The sequence below is a fragment of the Nocardioides insulae DSM 17944 genome (genome assembly GCF_000422825.1).
Classification (GTDB): Bacteria; Actinomycetota; Actinomycetes; order Propionibacteriales; family Nocardioidaceae; genus Nocardioides; species Nocardioides insulae.
In genome coordinates, this window is record NZ_AUGU01000017.1 from 62,217 (window position 1) to 77,720 (window position 15,504).

Below are 15,504 nucleotides of genomic sequence, written 5' to 3' on the forward strand. Positions count from 1 at the left end.
ATCGCTCGCCCTCGAGTAACAAGTTCATCGGGAGTTCACCGGCGATGGCGACCTCGGCCTTCACAGGAGGCGCTTGAGGCCGACGTGGGAGTTGCCGTAGCCGAGCCGCGCATAGAACGCGTGAGCGCGCTCCCTCGCGTTGTCGGTGGTGAGCTGGGCGAGGGTGGCTCCGCGGGCGCGGCCGTGGTCGTGCGCCCACTCGATCATGGCGGTGCCCAGGCCGCGGCCGCGTTCGCCGGTCGCGACCCGGACCCCCTCGATCTGGAGCCGGGTGGTCCCTCCCCGGGACAGGCCCGGGATGATGGTCAGCTGCATGGTGCCGACGATCCGATCAGCCTGGTCGCGGACCACCGCCAGGTAGTGCGCGTCGTCGCGCGCGACCGCGTCGAAGGCTGCCTCGTAGTGCACCAGCTCCGCGCCCTCGCGGGTGCGGCCGAGCTCGTCGTCCCCGAGCAGGTCGACCAGCGCCGCGACGTCGGTGCGACGGGCCCGCTGCACCCGGTAGACCTGCTCTCCGTCGGACATCCCCAGGCTCAGCCGGCCACCGATCGATGCCCGGGCCTCGGCACGCAGCCGGGCCACCAGGGCGTCCAACCAGCCACCGACGTGGCGACGGGCCTCGGAGGTGTCCGGATACCGACAGCGCAGGTGCAACCCCGACTCGTCGAGCACGAACCAGAGCATCACGCCATCGGTGAGGACGGCGGCGCCGACGTACTGCGCCTCCAGCCCGGTGGCGTCCACACGCACCGGCAGCCGGCGCAGGTCCAGCCAGGAGATGGCGAACATCCCGGGTGCCTCCGGCATCCCGCCCCAGGGCGCGAGCACGTCTTCCAACGGCCAGGAACCGAGCCGGACCGCCTCCTTGACCGCGGCGGCGCTGGCCCGCGGATCCGGGTCTGCGGACTCGAGCACCGCATTGGTGATGAACCAGCCGACCGAGTCGTGCCAGGTCGCGTCGTAGCGGCTGTGCACCGGGAAGACCGCACGCAACGCGACACCGGCCAGGTCGCGGGTCACCCCGGTCATCGCGGCGACCACCAGGGCCAGCGTGGAGACCCCCTGCTCACGGGCCTCCGCGGCGAAGGCTGCGCTGTCGTCGACGTCGAGCACGTCACGGACCTCGACGCGTTCGCGCTGCGGCGCCTCGACCGCGCCGAGCGGCAGCGGGAACCGCGGCATCACCTCGCCGGAGGCGGTCAGCACCTCCGCCCAGCGGCGGCGCACCTCCGGCGGCGCCTGGGGCCGCTGGGCCAACGACCTGGTGTGCGCGGCGAAGGCGGGCACCGGCGGGAGGTCGGGCTCCCGCCCGGCTCGCACGTGCGCGAGGGCGGTGAGCAGGTCGCGCGCCACCACCAGCATCGACCACATGTCCACGTGGGCGTGATCGGCGGCGACCACCACCGTCGGACCATCCGCGGTCTGGAGGACACAGAGCCGGTGCGAGGGACGCCGGTCCGGTGCGGCGTAGGGCCGGCAGGAGGCATCCAGTACGTCGCGCAGCGCCTCGTTGACCGCCTGCCCGGGCGCGATCGGGTGCTCCACCCAGTCACCCGGCGCGACCTCGACCTCGTGCAGCTGGACCTCGCCATCGGTGGCCCGGGAGAAGACCGAGCGCAGCGTGCCGTGCCGCCCCACCACGGCCAACCAGGCGGCGGCCAGGTCGTCGAGCTCGACCGGGTCGGAGAGCCGGAAGGAGAGCGCCATCCACGACCCCGGCCGGTCACCGGCACCCACGTGCCGCGCCTGGTCGAAGGAGACCGGGAGTTCGCTGCCGAGGGCTCCGGTCGACACGTCGTAGCCGAACAGTCGGCCGAACGGAAGTCGCAGATGCACGACATTGGTCAGCCGCATGCGGCTACCCTAGGGCCTCTCATCGTTGACCCCAGGAGCCGACGTGCCCACCTTCTCCGTTCCCGGGGCCGAGCTCGACGTGGAGCTGAGTGACGAGGGCGGTTGTCCCGTCGTCCAACTCCACGGCCTCACCTCCAGTCGCTACCGCGACCGCCTGCTCGACCTCGACCTCGGCCGCGGTCTCAGCGGCACCCGCCTCCTCCGGTACGACGCCCGCGGGCACGGTCGCTCCACCGGCAGGGAGGTCCCAGAGGACTACCGGTGGCCGGTGCTCGCCGAGGACCTGCTCCGCCTGCTCGATCACTTCTTCCCCGGCGAGCGGGTGCACGGGGTCGGCCCCTCGATGGGCACCGGCACCCTGCTGCACGCGGCGGTCCGCGACCCCGACCGGTTCTGCGGGCTGACCCTGCTGGTGCCGCCGACCGCGTGGGAGACACGGGCGGCCAAGGCCGCCGACTACGAGCGCGCCGCCGCGGTCGTGGAGTCCGTCGGGATGGCGGCGTTCGTCGAGGCGGGTCGGCTGGTGCCCCGCCCGCCGGCAACCCTGGGGGCGCCCGAGACGGTGCCCGACGTCACCGAGCGGCTGCTGCCGGCACTGCTGCGCGGTGCGGCGCTGACCGACCTGCCCGCTCCCGAGGACGTGGCCGGGGTCGACGTACCGGTGACGGTGCTCGCGTGGACCGAGGACGCCGCCCATCCGGTCTCCACCGCGGAGGCGTTGGTGGCCGTGATGCCACGGGCCAGGCTGGAGGTGGCGGCGACGCCGGCCGACGTGGCGCGTTGGCCGCAGATGCTGTGCGAGGACGTCGCCGTGCACCCGGTCGGTTGAGCCCGGTCCCGCCGATCGTCGCCCCCTCGAACGCGGGTCGATGGCTCAGCCTGGTTCCACCGATCGTCGCCGTCGCGAGCGTCGCCGGACGGGTTGGCCGGCAAGGCGGGGTGCCGGAGGCCCATCGAGGTGCAGCAACGCGGCCGGATGGCGGCGCTCAGCAGGCGCAGGATCGGCGGGTCCAGACTCAGCCGGGGAGCTGGACCAGCAGTTCGCCGTGCGGCATCAGGAAGGTCGCGTCGGGCGTGCTGCCCCAGCGCCGCCAGCCCTGGGCGATCCGGGCCAGGTCGTCGGCGCTCGCCCCCTGCTCGGCGGCCTGGGCCGCGAACACCTCGCCGGCGTACCGATCGGCCTGGCTCTCGCCCCACCAGCGGCAGGTCGCCTCGTCGGAGTAGACCCACAGGGAGCCGGAGACCCTGGGCTCGGGCAGTTCGGCCGCCAGCGCCCAGGAGCGCAGCCGGCGGGCCGCGTCGGGCTCGGCTCCGTTGGCCCTCGCGACCGCACGATAGAGCGCTCGCCACTCCGAGAGTTCGGGCACGTCGGGGTGCCAGGACATCGCGGCGTAGTCGGCGTCGCGAGCCGCGATCCAGCCACCGGGCCGGCAGACGCGGCGCATCTCGCGCAGCGCGCCGACGGGGTCGGTGAGGTGCTGGAGCACCTGGTGGGCGTGGACCACGTCGAACGAATCGTCGTCGTAGGGCAGGTCCATGACATCGGCGACCTCGAATTGCGTGATCGCGTCGCCCCGCTCGGAGGCGGCTGCCCGGGAGGCGCTGAGCGGGGTCTCGACCGGTTCGATGCCCACTACCTGGCCGGGCGCGACCGCCTCGGCCAGGTCGAGGGTGATCGTGCCGGGACCGCAGCCCACGTCAAGCAGCCGCATCCCGCGGCGCAGCAGCGGGAGCAGGTAGGCGGCCGAGGACGCCGCCGAGCGGGTGGCGTGCGAAGCGAGCGTGCTGGCCGGGTGACCGTGCGTATACCGTCCGTCTGATGAGACGTTTTTGCTCATGATTTGAGACTACTCTTACCGGGCGAGGACTCGTCGAGGTCGTCCGGATGGCGGTCTCGCTACGCCTGGCACAGACAGAACGGATGACCGGCGGGGTCGAGGAAGACCCGGAACGTGGTGCCGGGCTGGTGCTCGGTCTTGGTCGCGCCGAGCGCGAGCACCGCCTTCTCCGCGACGTCGAGATCGTCGACCTCGACGTCGAGATGGAACTGCTGCGGCGCCTCCTGGCCGGGCCACTGCGGCGGGCGATAGTCCTCGACCCGCTGGAAGCAGAGCCGCGGCCCTCCCTCGGGGCCGGCATCGGCCCAACTGCCGTCGTCGTCGACGGAGACCGGCCAGTCGAGGAGGGCGCCGTAGAACCCCGCCAGGGCTGCGGCGTCGGGACAGTCGAGCACCGTTTCGGGTGAGCGTGCGATAGCCATGGTCGTCAGGTTAGGTGCCGTGACGGACAGGATGTGTCCGCTGAGCTAGCGCGAGGTCGTGTCTCCGGGTCGATGGGCAGCGATCGCCCAGCAACGACTTCCCGGGCGGGCGTGCCCCGCAACCAACCGGCCAGAGCCGACGAATCCGCGAATTTCCGGCAGAGCCCCCGTCAGCTACCCGATAGCGGGGCTTATCGGTTCAACTTGACCCATGAACCTCACGCTACGTCGTACCGCTGCAGCGGCCGCCCTGCCCCTCCTCCTTCTCAGCGTCAGCGCGTGCGGTGGCGAGGGGGATGACTCGGACTCCGCGAGCTCGGCCGAGGCCTCGACGGAGGCTACGGAGGAGGCGACGAGCGACGCTACCGATGAGGCCGCCGAGACTCCTGCTGAGGAGCCGAGCATGCCGAGCGCGGGCGACATCCCCGACCCGATGGATGACCCGGAAGGCTTCGAGTCCTACCTCGCCACGATGTATCAGGACGCCGGCCTCTCCAAGGACCAGTCCACCTGCATGGCCAGTGCCTTCATGGACAACATCGACCTCGAGGCGATGACCGATCCGAACGCGGTCTCCTCGGCGATGAACGACCCGGAGCTCACCAAGGCGATCACCAAGTGCATGTGAGCCGCCGCGGCTGAGTCACCGCGACTGAGCCACACCCGAACGCGGAGTCCGACCCGAGCCGGGGGTCGGGTCGGGCCCCCCGGAGCAGGCCTTCACGTGGCGGGCCCCACGTCGGCGAGGTCTCCGGGACGCACGCCACGGTTCGTACGGCCCGCTCGCGTAGGGCCGTTCGCACGCTGGCTGTGGTCCCCGACGTCAGGCGCGCGAGCGGGCCAGCAGGTAGACGAAGTACGGCGCGCCGATGAGGGCGACGCAGAGTCCGGCCGGCAGCTGGGCCGGCGCGATCACGGTGCGACCCACCAGATCCGCGACGCCCAGGAGGACGGCGCCGATCAGGATCGCCACCGGCACCACGCGGATGTGCCGACCGCCGACCAGGGCCCTGGCCATGTGAGGGGCCACCAGGCCGACGAAGGCGACCGTGCCGACGGCGGCGACGCTGGTGGCTGCCAGCAGGGCCGCTACCACGAGCACCATCAGCCGGACCCGCTCGAGCCCGACCCCGACCAACCGCGGGGTGTCCTCGTCGAGGGCGAGCAGGTCGAGCTCGCGGCGGACGAGGAGGGCCACCGGGACCGCCAGCACCAGCACGACCGCGACCGGCAGCACCTGCTCCCAGCTGCGTCCGTAGGTCGTGCCGGAGAGCCAGGTGTAGATCCGCGGGGTGTCCCAGGGGTTGGAGCGGACCAGGATGAACGTGGTGAGTGCCATCGAGCCGTACCAGGTCCCGATGCCGATCAGCAGGAGCCGGTCGGCGTTCAGGCCGTGCCGCCAGGACAGGCCGTAGACCAGCGCGAAGGCGACCAGCGCGCCGATCACGGCAGCGATGAGGATCGTGGTGTTGGAGGCGGCGGCGGTCGCACCGCTGGTGACCACCAGGACCGCGCCGACCCCGGCGCCGCCGGTGATGCCGAGGATGCCGGGCTCGGCCAGGGGATTGCGACACGTCGCCTGGACCAGCGCGCCGGAGAGGGCCAGGGCCGCGCCGGCGATCACCGCCGCACCCACCCGGGGGGCACGCTCGTCGAGGGCGAACTGCACGAACGCCGGTGCGTCGCCGCTCAGCCACAACGCGATGTCGCCGGTGCGGAGCCAGGTGTCGCCGCCCAACAGGCCGACGACCACGGCGGACCCCGCGAGCACGGTCACGATCACCAGGACGACCGCGAACCTGAGCCGGCTGCGCGCACCGATCCGCGCCGCACGCGGCTGCTTGGCCGGCCCGGAGTCGCGGCCGCGCCGGGCCAGGACGATCATCACCACGGCGCCGGCCAGGGTCGTGGTGACCCCGGTGGGGATCGAGATGGCGGCGTCGGCACCCATCGCGGCGCGCAGTAGCGCGTCCGCCAGCACCACGGAGAGCGCACCGAACAGTCCCGCGGCGGGGAGCAGGACGTGGTGCCGGTGTACGGCGGGGACGAACCGGCCGCACAGGCGTACGACGACCGGTGCGAACAGGCCGACGAAACCGATCGGCCCCGCCAGGGTCACCGCGGCCGCGGTGAGGAAGACGGCCAGCAGCGTGCCGAAAGCCCGGGTCGAGCGGACCGGGACCCCGAGGACACCGGCGCTGTCGTCGCCGAGCCCGAGCAGATCCAGGCGGCGGCCGAGCAGCAGGGCAGCCCCGGTCGCCAGGATCACCACCGGCAGCGCCATCCAGAACCCGCCCAGACCGAGCTGGCTCAACGAGCCGCTGCCCCAGGCGAACAGGCTGGTCGTCTCCTCCTCGAAGAGCAGCAGCAGCGCAGAGGTGGCCGCCTGCAGGGCGAGCGCCATCGCGGTGCCGGCCAGGACGAGCCGGGTGGTCGTCGTACCGGCGCCTCCGGCAAGGCCCAGCACCACGACCGCGGCCAGCAGCCCGCCGACGAACGCCGTGATGCCCGAGGCCCAGATCGGCACCGAGAAACCGAACGCCGCTACCACCGTCACCGCGAGATAGGCGCCGCCGGTGACCGCGAGCGTGTCGGGTGAGGCCAGGGCGTTGCGGGACAGAGACTGGAACAGCGCCCCAGCCACACCGAGCGCGAAGCCCACCGCGATGCCGGCGGCCAGGCGCGGGATGCGCGAGCCGACCAGAACTTCGCCGGCATGGTCGCTGCCCTGCCCCAGGGCCAGTTGGACGAGGTCGCCGAACCCGACCGAGGAGGTGCCCTGGGTGAGATGCCAGCCCGCGACCAGCACCACCGCGACGGTGAGCAGCAGCAGCGCCCCCGCGCCGCCGATCACACCCTTGGTGCCGATCGGTGCGAGTTCGGTCTCCACGGTTGGGGGTGCCGCGGTGCGGCCGGGGGCTTGCTGCTCGGTCTTCACGGTTGCTCGGTCATCGCTTCTGGATCATCACTGCTGGGACGGGAACGCTGCCGGGGTCACTGCCGGATCACTGGGCCGGGATCACTGGGCCGGGATCACTGGGCGGCGTCGCCGGTGAGCAGGTCGACGTAGGCGTCGACGACCTGCTCGGAGGACCGCGGCCCGCCGAAGGTCCAGATCCCGGCGGGGAAGGCGTAGTCGCGCCCCTCGGCGACGGCAGGGATCTTCTGCCAGGCGGCGTTCTTCTCCAGCTCGGCGTTGATGTCCCCGGCGGGGTCGGTGGTGCCGGTGTGGAAGAAGGTCGCGTCGCCGAGTTCGGTCATGCCTTCGATGTCGGTCTGACCCAGTCCGTAGGCCGGGTCGACCTCGCCGGTCCAGGCGTTGGTCATGCCCAGCTCCTCGCCGAGCTCACCGATCAGGGAGCCCTGGCCGAAGGGACGGATCGAGACGTTGCCGCCCTGCACCCAGCCGTCGTAGAAGATGAAGTCGGTGGTGGGCAGTTCGGTGTCGGCGAGCGCCTCCTTGCCGTCGGCGAGGGTCTGGTCGAACTCGGCGAGCACCGCCTCGGCCTGATCCTGCCGGCCGGTCGCCTCCGCGATCAGGTTGAAGGTGTCCTTCATCTGGCCGACCGGGTCCTTGGCGTCCGCGCCCTTGGTCGCCAGCACCGGCACGTCGTACTTCTCCAGCTGCTTGATGATCTCGTCCTCGGCCGTGTAGGCCTCGACGATCACCAGGTCCGGGTTCGTGCCGAACAGCTTCTCCAGGTTCGGCTCGCCGCGGGTGCCGACGTCGGTCACGCCCTCGGAGGGCAGTTCCTCGGCGGTGTCCCACACACCGAAGCCCTCAGTGTCGGCCACCGCGACCGGCGTGACGCACAGCGAGAGCAGGTCCTCGGTCTGCTGCCATTCGAGGACGGCCACGCTCTGGGCGGGCTGGTCGAGCTCGACCTTGCGACCGTAGGCGTCGGTGAGGCTGACGGGATCGGTGCTGGTCTCGGTGGTGTCCTCGGCGCAGTCCGCGGAGACGGGCTCGGCGGCCGCGGTGTCCTCGCCGCCCGAGTCGGAGTCCGAGGACGTCGTGCCGCAGGCGGTCAACAGCAGGGGCGTGGCGAGGAGTGCACCCAGGGTGAGGGCGAGGCGACGGGTCTTCATCGTGTCCTTCTCGGGGGTTGCGTGGTGGGGGCTAGCTGGTACGGCGCGGATGGTGTCGGCCGAGGGGCTCGACGCGCACCCGTCCGGTCTCGGGATCGACCGTGGTGTGGATCGGCAGGCCGTAGACATCGGAGAGGTGCTCGGCGGTGAGGACCTCGCGTGGTCCACCGGTCACCACCACCCGGCCGTGATCGAGCAGGACGACCTGGTCGGCCACCGCGGCGGCGTGGTCGAGGTCGTGCAGAACGACGCCGACGGCGGTGCCGTGCTCATCGGCGAGGTCGCGGACCAGGTCGAGGGTCTCGACCTGGTAGCGCAGGTCGAGGTGGTTGGTCGGCTCGTCCAGCAGCACCACGCCCGTGTCCTGGGCGAGGCAGGTGGCCAGCCACACCCGTTGGAGCTCCCCGCCGGAGAGCTCGTCGACGGCTCGGCCGGCCATGTCGGTGATGCCGGTGACCGCCATCGCCGTATCGATCGCAGCACGATCCGAACCGGCCAGCGGCGCGAACCGGCGCCGGTGCGGGTGCCGACCGAAGGCGACCACGTCGCGCACCTCGAGTCCGGACGGGTGCGGCCTGGACTGCGAGAGCAGCGTGACCTTGCGTGCGAACTGGCGGGAGCTCAGCAGCGACGCATCCGCGTCGTCGACCTCGACGCTGCCCGATTCGACCCGGTGCAGCCGCGCCAGGGAGCGCAGCACAGTCGACTTGCCGCTGCCGTTGGGCCCGATGAGGGTGGTGACCGCGCCCGAGGTCAACGTCACCGAGACCCCGTGCACCACCGTGGTGCGCTGGTATCCGAGGACGAGGTCCTGACCCGCGAGCGCGCTGCTGACCGTCACAAAACGGTGAGCCTAACCTAACTTCCTGCTCTCGTCGCTGTCGTCCACCTCACAGGCCCTTTCCGCCGCGGGGCCACGAGGCATCGGCGGCATAGGCGAGCACCCGTCCGGCGGCCTCGAAGTCCTGCGGGCCGCGCAACTCCACCTGGCTGAGGAAGACGACCACTCTTCCCAGCGACGGGATGACGTACGCCGCCGTGCCGGTGCCGCCGGCCCAGCCGTAGCGCCCGAGGACGTTCCAGGGCTCCACCCTGCGCAGGTCGACCGAACCACCGAAGCCCCAGCCCTGGCCGTCGAGGAACACATGCTCCGGACCGCCGTCGACGTGTGCGGTGGTCATCAACCGCACGGCCTCCTCCGACAACACCCGGGTGCCGGCGCGGGTGCCGGTGGCCGCATCCGGCGTGTTGCCACCGGCCAGCAGCATCCGGCCGAACGCCGCCCAGTCGTCGAGGGTCGAGAGCAGCCCGCCCGCTCCCGATTCGAAGGGTGGTGGAGCGGACCACTCGCCCTCCGCCGGATCGACCACCACGAGCTCGTCCGGCCGTTCTCCGCGCCGGTAGTACGTCGCCAGCCGCTCGGTGGTGGAGTTCCAGAAGCCGGTGTCGTGCATGCCGAGCGGCCCGAGCAGAGTTTCCTCGAGCACGTCGCCGAGCGGGCGCTGCTCGGCCCGTGCGAGCAACAGCCCCAGCACGTCCGCACCGGTGTTGTAGGTCCACCCCTCGCCCGGCTGATGTACCAGCGGCAGCTCGCCCAGGCGCCGCGCCCACTCATCGGGGGCCGGCCACGACCTCGGCGATGGTGCCGCTTGGCCGAGCCCGTCCCCGAGGGCCGCCATGATCGGCGCCTCGAAGTCCTCCGGCATGCCGTACCCGCCCTGGAAGGTGAGCAGGTCACGCACGGTGATCGGGCGGCGCAGGGGCACGACGTCATCGAGGGGAGACGACGGCGTCCGCAGCACGCTGGGCGTGGCGAGTTCGGGCACCCAGCGTCGAATCTCGTCCTCGAAGCGGAGCCGGCCGCGGTCTCGGAGCACCATCGTCGCGGCCGCGACCAACGGCTTGGTGATCGAGGCGATCCGGACGATCGTGTCGCGGGTCATCGGCGCACCGCCGACCGAGCGGCACCCGACCTCGGCGACCTCCTCCCCCTCCGGTCCCGCGACCAGTGCGACCGCCCCGGGCAGGTGGGTCTCGCTGCACGCCCGCTCGAGGATCTCGCACAGCTCCCTCACCGCTCCGTCTCCTGCTCGTCGACGGGCTCGAGCGGCTCGAGGATCGAGTGCTCCTGCGGGAGGCCGAGCCGGTGGGTCAGGGGCGTGCCCGAGCGCGGATGCTCGACGAAGTCGGCGAAGGCGATCGGGAGGCCGCGGGCGACGGCCAGGTCGGCGCTGTCCATCACCTGGAGGTGGAGGTGGGGCTGGGTGGAGTTGCCGGAGTTGCCGCAGGCCGCGAGCAACTCACCCGTGATCACCGGGTCGCCGCGAGCCACCCGGAGGGATCCGCGCTGCAGATGCACCAGCGCCAGGTAGGTGTCCTCTGCTAGCCGGATGACCAGGTGGTTGCCCGCCACTCCTGAGACCCCCCGCCGGGCACGCGCCGCCTGGCCGACGGCGTACGGGACCAGGGTCACCGGCGTACGCCGGGCGGCGTGGTCGGGCTCGCCGCCGTGAGCGGCCACCACCACACCGGCCGCAGGAGCCAGCACCGGCCGACCGTAGGACCAGAACCGCTCCGGCGGCTCCGTGGCCAACGCCGTACGCCAGTCCACGCGGCGCGCGGTGCGGCCGCGCTCGTCCACCCCGATCAGGTCGATCGCGTAGGTCTCCCCGAACAGGTCGGATCCGTGACTGGGCACTCGGCGGGCCGGGCTGTTCTGCGCGCGCCACCGGCCGGTGAACGGCAGTGCCAGCGGCACCGGCTCGGGCGGCGCACCCCGGGGGGCGGATCGCGACGCCATCCTCCGAGGGTAGACGAGTCGGTGCCAGGATGAGCCGCTGAGCGGGCCGCCCGAGCTCCCTTACCTGATCCGCCCCGTCCTCTGGGGAGACCATCGCGGCCCTGATGCAGACTCGTCCCGATGAGCACGACCTACTTCGTCCGCACCGGTGCGTCCACCTATATGCCCACCCCGCACGTCGGGGGCGCCTGGAACACCGCCGAACAACACATCGCCCCGGCGCTGGGCCTGATGGCCCATCTCGTCGAGGCCGACCGCGACCGACGCCGTGACGACGGTCTGGTGCTGGCGAGGCTCTCCTACGACATCCTCGGCACGCTCCCGCTCGAGGAGGTCGACGTACGGGTGGAGGTGCGCCGTCCCGGCCGCTCCATCGAACTGGTCGAGGCCACCCTGAGCCACTCCGGGCGGCCCGCCGTACTGCTGCGCGCCTGGCTGATGCGGTCCGGGGAGACGGCTCAGGTGGCCGGCACCGTGCACGCCCCGATCCCGGGGCCCGAGGAACTTCCGGCCTGGCCGGCGGACGAGGTCTGGCCCGGCGGGTTCATCGCCTCGGCGGAGGTACGCCGTGCGCAGGAACGCCCCGGCCGGGCGAGGTTCTGGGTACGCAGCGACGTGGACCTGCTCGACGAGCCGGTCGGGCCCACGGCGTACGCCGCCCGACTCTTCGACATCGCCAACGGGATGACCGTCCGGGAGGACCCGCGCAAGGTGGCCTTCCCCAACCTCGACCTCACCGCCCACCTGTTCCGCGCTCCCGTCGGCGAGTGGGTCGGCTTCGACACCTCCGTCTCGTTCGGCGCGGGTGGCCTGGGCCTCACCGCGAGCATCCTCCACGACACCGAGGGCCCCTTCGGCACGCTCGCGCAGAGCCTCACGGTGCGGCCTGTCTGAGCCCCGTACGGATCCCCGGTTCACCGGGGAAAGTGGGACTACCTGGCCGAAATTTCGGCCGGGTAGCGCACCTTTCCCCTGGGTGGCGTGACGCTCGGGGCGGGTGAGACCTGCGCGCGGGCCCCTCGGCCGCCATCCGCGACTCTGCACGGAGGCGGCTGGGCTGAACCCTGTCCGGGCCACTGTCGTGGCCGCTGCTGGGGCCGCTCCGGCACACCCACCGCGGGCCTGGGTTAGGTTAGGCTCATCTGATTCTTTGGGGGTGCGGATGAGCAACATCAAGGTGACCCACGCCGATTCCGGTCTGATCCGGGCACGGGTCGTACACAGCGAGCAGGTCACACCACACATGCGCAGGGTGACCCTCGGCGGACCGGATCTGAAGCGGCTCACCGCACGCGGCTTCGACCAGTGGGTGCGGCTCGCGCTGCCCAAGTCGTCCGAGACTCGATTCGACAACCTGGCCGACAGCTTCGGGGTCAAGGGCTACGTCCGCTTCCTCACCCTGCCGAAGGCGACCCGGCCGGTGATCCGCAACTACACCATCCGCGAGGTGCGACCGGACCTCCCCGAGGTCGACATCGACTTCGTGTGCCACGGCGACGAGGGGTTCGCCGGGCCCTGGGCCCGCGAGGTCGGCCCGGGCGCCGAGGTCGCGATGATCGACCAGGGCTGCGGCTGGGCCCCTGTGCCCGCCCCCTGGCAACTGCTGGTCGCCGACGAGAGCGGCCTTCCCGCGATCGCCGGGATCCTGCGCGACCTGCCGCGCGAGACCACCGGCCACGCCTTCATCGAACTCTTCGACGACGCCGACCGCCAGGACTGTCAGGCCCCCGCCGGGGTGAACGTGCACTGGCTGACCCGCCAGGCACACGAGGATCCCGGCACCCTCGCGCTCCGGGCCGTGCACGAGCTCGACTTCCCGGACGGCGCGCCGTACGCCTTCGTCGTCGGCGAGCAGGCCCTCGCCGCCGGCGTACGCCGCCACCTGGTCCAGGAGCGCGGGCTCCCCAAGACGCATGTCACCTTCTCCGGCTACTGGCGCCGCGGCAAGGCCTCGCCCAGCTGAGCCCGCCGCGGCCGAAGCGACTCCTCGGTCTGCTGAATCCGCCATCGGCGCTGCCGACTCCGCGCACCGCCCAACCGGGAACGTCATCGAGAACGACGCCGCGCGGTGCAGCGTCCGCTCCGGGCATCAGTACGACTTGGGCAGGCCGAGGACGTGCTGGGAGATGTAGTTGAGCACCATCTCCTGGCTCACGGGGGCGAGGCGCAGGATGCGCGCCTCCCGGAAGTAGCGCTCGACGTGGTACTCCTTCGCATACCCCATCCCGCCGTGGGTCTGGATCGCCTGGTCGGCGGCGGTGAAGCCGGCGTCGGCGCACAGAAACTTCGCGCTGTTGGCCTCGCGTCCGCAGGGGAGGCCCTGGTCGTAGCGCCACGCGGCCTGGCGGGCGACCAGTTCGGCGGCGTCTAGCCGCATCAGGGATTCGGCGAGGGGGAAGGCGACGCCCTGGTTCTGCCCGATCGGGCGATCGAAGACGACCCGTTCGCCGGCGTACGCCGTCGCCTTCTCCAGTGCCGCGCGGCCGATGCCGAGGGCCTCGTGCGCCAGCAGGATCCGCTCGGGGTTGAGACCGTCGAGCAGATAGCGGAAGCCCTTGCCCTCCTCCCCGATCCGGGCCGTCGCGGGCACCCGGACGTCGTCGAAGACGATCTCGTAGGAGGCCACCGCGTTGCGACCGAGCTTCGGGATCGGGCTGAGCTCGATGCCTGGCGTGTCCAGGTCGACCAGGAACAGGGACATCCCGTCGGTCGGCTTGGCGACCTCGTCGCGGGGGGTGCTGCGGGTGATCAGCACGATCTTCTCCGAGTCGCCCGCCTTGGTGATCCAGACCTTGCGGCCGTTGATCAGGTAGTCGGTGCCCTCTCGTCGCGCGGTCGTCGAGATCCGGGTGGTGTCGGTGCCGGCGTCGGGTTCCGTCACCCCGAAGCAGACATGCAGGCTTCCGTCGGCCGCGCGGGGAAGGATCTCGCGGCGCAGTTCGGGGCTTCCGTGCTTGACGATGGTGTTGAGCCCGAAGATGGTCAGATGCATCGTCGAGCAGCCGTTCATCCCGGCCCCGGACGCGGCGATCTCCTCCACCAGCAGCGAGGCCTCGGTGATGCCGAGCCCGCCGCCGCCGTACTCCTCGGGAATGGCGATGCCGAGCCAGCCCGCGTCGGCGAAGGCGTTGTAGAAGTCCCAGGGGAACTCGCCCCGCTCGTCGCGCTGCGCCCAGTAGTCGTCGCCGAAGCTCCGCGCCAGGTCACGCACGGCCGTCCGTAGATCCTGCTGGTCCTGAGTCAACTCGAAGTCCATGGCCGGACCCTACGGTCGACCACCGACCGAGCTGTGACCCAGGTCGCACCCCGGCGCCCATCCCGGAGGAGCTGACGCCCCCTCAGCGCTCCGAGGACGACGGGCGCGGCCGGAGCCCGTCGCGGTGCGAGGCGACGTCATCGACGATGACCACGATGTTGTACAGCGAGGTGATCAGCGCACCGTAGACCGGCCAGTGCAGCTGCGGCAGATCGTCGCGCGAGAGTTCCCTGGTGAGCTCGTCCAGTTCGTGCCGCAAGTGCTCCACCTCGAGATCGGGATCCTCCACCCTTCGCCCGGTGCGGGCCAGGAGATCGATCCACCGCTCGCGGAACCCGGGATCCCAGGTGCGTTCCCCCACCACCGAGTCGTCGACCACCCGCGCCAGGTTCCGGGCCTGCGCCACCCCCTCCTCCAGGCGGAGGAGCAACCCGGTCTCCAGCCCGACGTCGGCGGTACGCCGGGATCTGCGACCCCGCAGGTTGGCCCACTGACTCTCCTGGGTGAAGCTCAGGTGGTCCTGCGCCTGGTCCAGGTGGGCGTCGATTCGACGGGTCTCCTCGACCCACCCCTGCGCCCGCTCCTCACCGAGGCCCTCGCGAAGCTCCTCGGCCATCCGCTCCAGGAGTCGGCCGATGTCGGTCGTGACGGCGTCCAGTGCCTTCTCCGCGATCCGGTCGTCGAGCGGGGGGACGATGACGACGTTGACCACGATCCCGACCGCGACGCCGATGAGCGTGTCGAGGAACCGATCGAGCAGGAGCTGCTCCTGGCTCCCGTAGCCGGAGGTGATCACGAACAGCGCGGTGGTGGCCACCGCGATCCCCTCCTCGCGGATCAGCGGTGTCCGCGCGATCAACAGGCCGAGCAGCACGGCGACGCCCAGGCTCGCCGCGCCGTATCCGAGCACCAGGACGGCCAGGTAGGAGAGCACGATGCCGAGCACCGTGGCCACGATCGCCTGCGCTCCGCGCCAGAAGGTGCGGTAGACGGTCGCGTGGATGGTCAGCAGGGCGGCCCAAGGAGCCAGGAACCCCTGTTCCAGGTCGAAGACCCGCACGGCGAGCAGCCACGCGATCATGGTGGCGAGCACCGTCTTGACCACCTGGGCCAGGTCGGTCTGGACCTCGTACCGGCCCAGCCAGGCCCGTGCCGACCCGGTCATCGCGGTCGGTCGGAGGGAGCCGTGCAGGGACTTCAGCGGTCGTCCCGGAGGACGGCTGTGACCGAGCTCGACAACGGACG

Annotated in this window: 14 protein-coding genes; 4 read left to right on the forward strand and 10 right to left on the reverse strand. The window is 71.7% G+C overall.

Annotated elements, in window-relative coordinates; translation table 11 throughout:
* Positions 1-60 precede the first annotated feature (60 nt).
* On the reverse strand, positions 61-1,854 hold the full coding sequence (locus G515_RS0109190) for a GNAT family N-acetyltransferase (protein ID WP_028659910.1): 1,794 nt from the start codon (positions 1,852-1,854) through the stop codon (positions 61-63).
* Between the two features lie 43 nt (positions 1,855-1,897).
* Between G515_RS0109190 and G515_RS0109195 the strand changes: the two genes are divergently transcribed.
* A complete protein-coding gene (locus G515_RS0109195) occupies positions 1,898-2,683 on the forward strand; it encodes an alpha/beta fold hydrolase (RefSeq protein ID WP_028659911.1) in 786 nt (261 codons plus the stop codon).
* A 187-nt stretch (positions 2,684-2,870) separates the two neighbouring features.
* On the opposite strand, the gene G515_RS0109200 is transcribed toward G515_RS0109195, so the two are convergent.
* Entirely contained in the window at positions 2,871-3,692 is an 822-nt protein-coding gene (locus tag G515_RS0109200) for a class I SAM-dependent methyltransferase (protein ID WP_036555159.1), read from the reverse strand.
* A 59-nt stretch (positions 3,693-3,751) separates the two neighbouring features.
* Complete coding sequence (locus tag G515_RS0109205) at positions 3,752-4,114, reverse strand: VOC family protein (protein ID WP_028659913.1); 363 nt, start codon at positions 4,112-4,114, stop codon at positions 3,752-3,754.
* 403 nt (positions 4,115-4,517) lie between these two features.
* On the opposite strand from G515_RS0109205, the gene G515_RS23310 reads away from it, so the two are divergent.
* Positions 4,518-4,742, forward strand: a complete 225-nt coding sequence (locus G515_RS23310; protein ID WP_157571058.1) for a hypothetical protein — start codon at positions 4,518-4,520, stop codon at positions 4,740-4,742.
* A gap of 195 nt (positions 4,743-4,937) precedes the next feature.
* Here G515_RS23310 and G515_RS0109215 read toward each other — a convergent pair whose 3' ends face one another.
* The 5 genes from G515_RS0109215 to G515_RS0109235 all read right to left on the reverse strand — a co-directional run bounded on the left by G515_RS0109215 (position 4,938) and on the right by G515_RS0109235 (position 11,003).
* Entirely contained in the window at positions 4,938-7,052 is a 2,115-nt protein-coding gene (locus G515_RS0109215; protein WP_051218082.1) for an iron ABC transporter permease, read from the reverse strand.
* A 95-nt stretch (positions 7,053-7,147) separates the two neighbouring features.
* Positions 7,148-8,203 carry an iron-siderophore ABC transporter substrate-binding protein gene (locus G515_RS0109220; RefSeq protein WP_028659916.1) on the reverse strand — a complete coding sequence of 352 codons (1,056 nt, stop codon included), beginning with the start codon at positions 8,201-8,203 and terminating at the stop codon, positions 7,148-7,150.
* A 31-nt stretch (positions 8,204-8,234) separates the two neighbouring features.
* Entirely contained in the window at positions 8,235-9,044 is an 810-nt protein-coding gene (locus G515_RS0109225) for an ABC transporter ATP-binding protein (protein WP_028659917.1), read from the reverse strand.
* A 49-nt stretch (positions 9,045-9,093) separates the two neighbouring features.
* Positions 9,094-10,278: a serine hydrolase domain-containing protein gene (locus G515_RS20485; RefSeq protein ID WP_245565316.1), complete on the reverse strand. Its 1,185-nt coding sequence runs from the start codon at positions 10,276-10,278 to the stop codon at positions 9,094-9,096.
* The gene (locus tag G515_RS0109235; protein WP_028659918.1) at positions 10,275-11,003 is read right to left on the reverse strand and encodes a M23 family metallopeptidase; all 729 of its coding nucleotides are present in this window, start codon (positions 11,001-11,003) and stop codon (positions 10,275-10,277) included. Before G515_RS0109235 ends, G515_RS20485 begins: the two co-directional genes overlap by 4 nt.
* Positions 11,004-11,123: 120 nt before the next feature.
* Here G515_RS0109235 and G515_RS0109240 point away from each other — a divergent pair, with 120 nt between their 5' ends.
* On the forward strand, positions 11,124-11,897 hold the full coding sequence (locus tag G515_RS0109240; protein ID WP_028659919.1) for a thioesterase family protein: 774 nt from the start codon (positions 11,124-11,126) through the stop codon (positions 11,895-11,897).
* A 268-nt stretch (positions 11,898-12,165) separates the two neighbouring features.
* A complete protein-coding gene (locus G515_RS0109245; protein ID WP_051218083.1) occupies positions 12,166-12,966 on the forward strand; it encodes a siderophore-interacting protein in 801 nt (266 codons plus the stop codon).
* Between the two features lie 126 nt (positions 12,967-13,092).
* On the opposite strand, the gene G515_RS0109250 is transcribed toward G515_RS0109245, so the two are convergent.
* Complete coding sequence (locus G515_RS0109250; protein WP_028659921.1) at positions 13,093-14,259, reverse strand: acyl-CoA dehydrogenase family protein; 1,167 nt, start codon at positions 14,257-14,259, stop codon at positions 13,093-13,095.
* A gap of 82 nt (positions 14,260-14,341) precedes the next feature.
* Positions 14,342-15,424: an FUSC family protein gene (locus G515_RS0109255; protein WP_028659922.1), complete on the reverse strand. Its 1,083-nt coding sequence runs from the start codon at positions 15,422-15,424 to the stop codon at positions 14,342-14,344.
* Positions 15,425-15,504 lie beyond the last annotated feature (80 nt).

Excerpts from the sequence above, each read along its gene's own strand:
- G515_RS0109190 (WP_028659910.1), bottom strand. The coding sequence starts at position 1,854 with ATGCGGCTGACCAATGTCGTGCATCTGCGACTTCCGTTCGGCCGACTG.
- G515_RS0109200 (WP_036555159.1), bottom strand. The coding sequence starts at position 3,692 with ATGAGCAAAAACGTCTCATCAGACGGACGGTATACGCACGGTCACCCG.
- G515_RS0109205 (WP_028659913.1), bottom strand. The coding sequence starts at position 4,114 with ATGGCTATCGCACGCTCACCCGAAACGGTGCTCGACTGTCCCGACGCC.
- G515_RS23310 (WP_157571058.1), top strand. The coding sequence starts at position 4,518 with ATGCCGAGCGCGGGCGACATCCCCGACCCGATGGATGACCCGGAAGGC.
- G515_RS0109220 (WP_028659916.1), bottom strand. The coding sequence starts at position 8,203 with ATGAAGACCCGTCGCCTCGCCCTCACCCTGGGTGCACTCCTCGCCACG.
- G515_RS0109235 (WP_028659918.1), bottom strand. The coding sequence starts at position 11,003 with ATGGCGTCGCGATCCGCCCCCCGGGGTGCGCCGCCCGAGCCGGTGCCG.
- G515_RS0109240 (WP_028659919.1), top strand. The coding sequence starts at position 11,124 with ATGAGCACGACCTACTTCGTCCGCACCGGTGCGTCCACCTATATGCCC.
- G515_RS0109245 (WP_051218083.1), top strand. The coding sequence starts at position 12,166 with ATGAGCAACATCAAGGTGACCCACGCCGATTCCGGTCTGATCCGGGCA.
- G515_RS0109250 (WP_028659921.1), bottom strand. The coding sequence starts at position 14,259 with ATGGACTTCGAGTTGACTCAGGACCAGCAGGATCTACGGACGGCCGTG.
- G515_RS0109255 (WP_028659922.1), bottom strand. The coding sequence starts at position 15,424 with ATGACCGGGTCGGCACGGGCCTGGCTGGGCCGGTACGAGGTCCAGACC.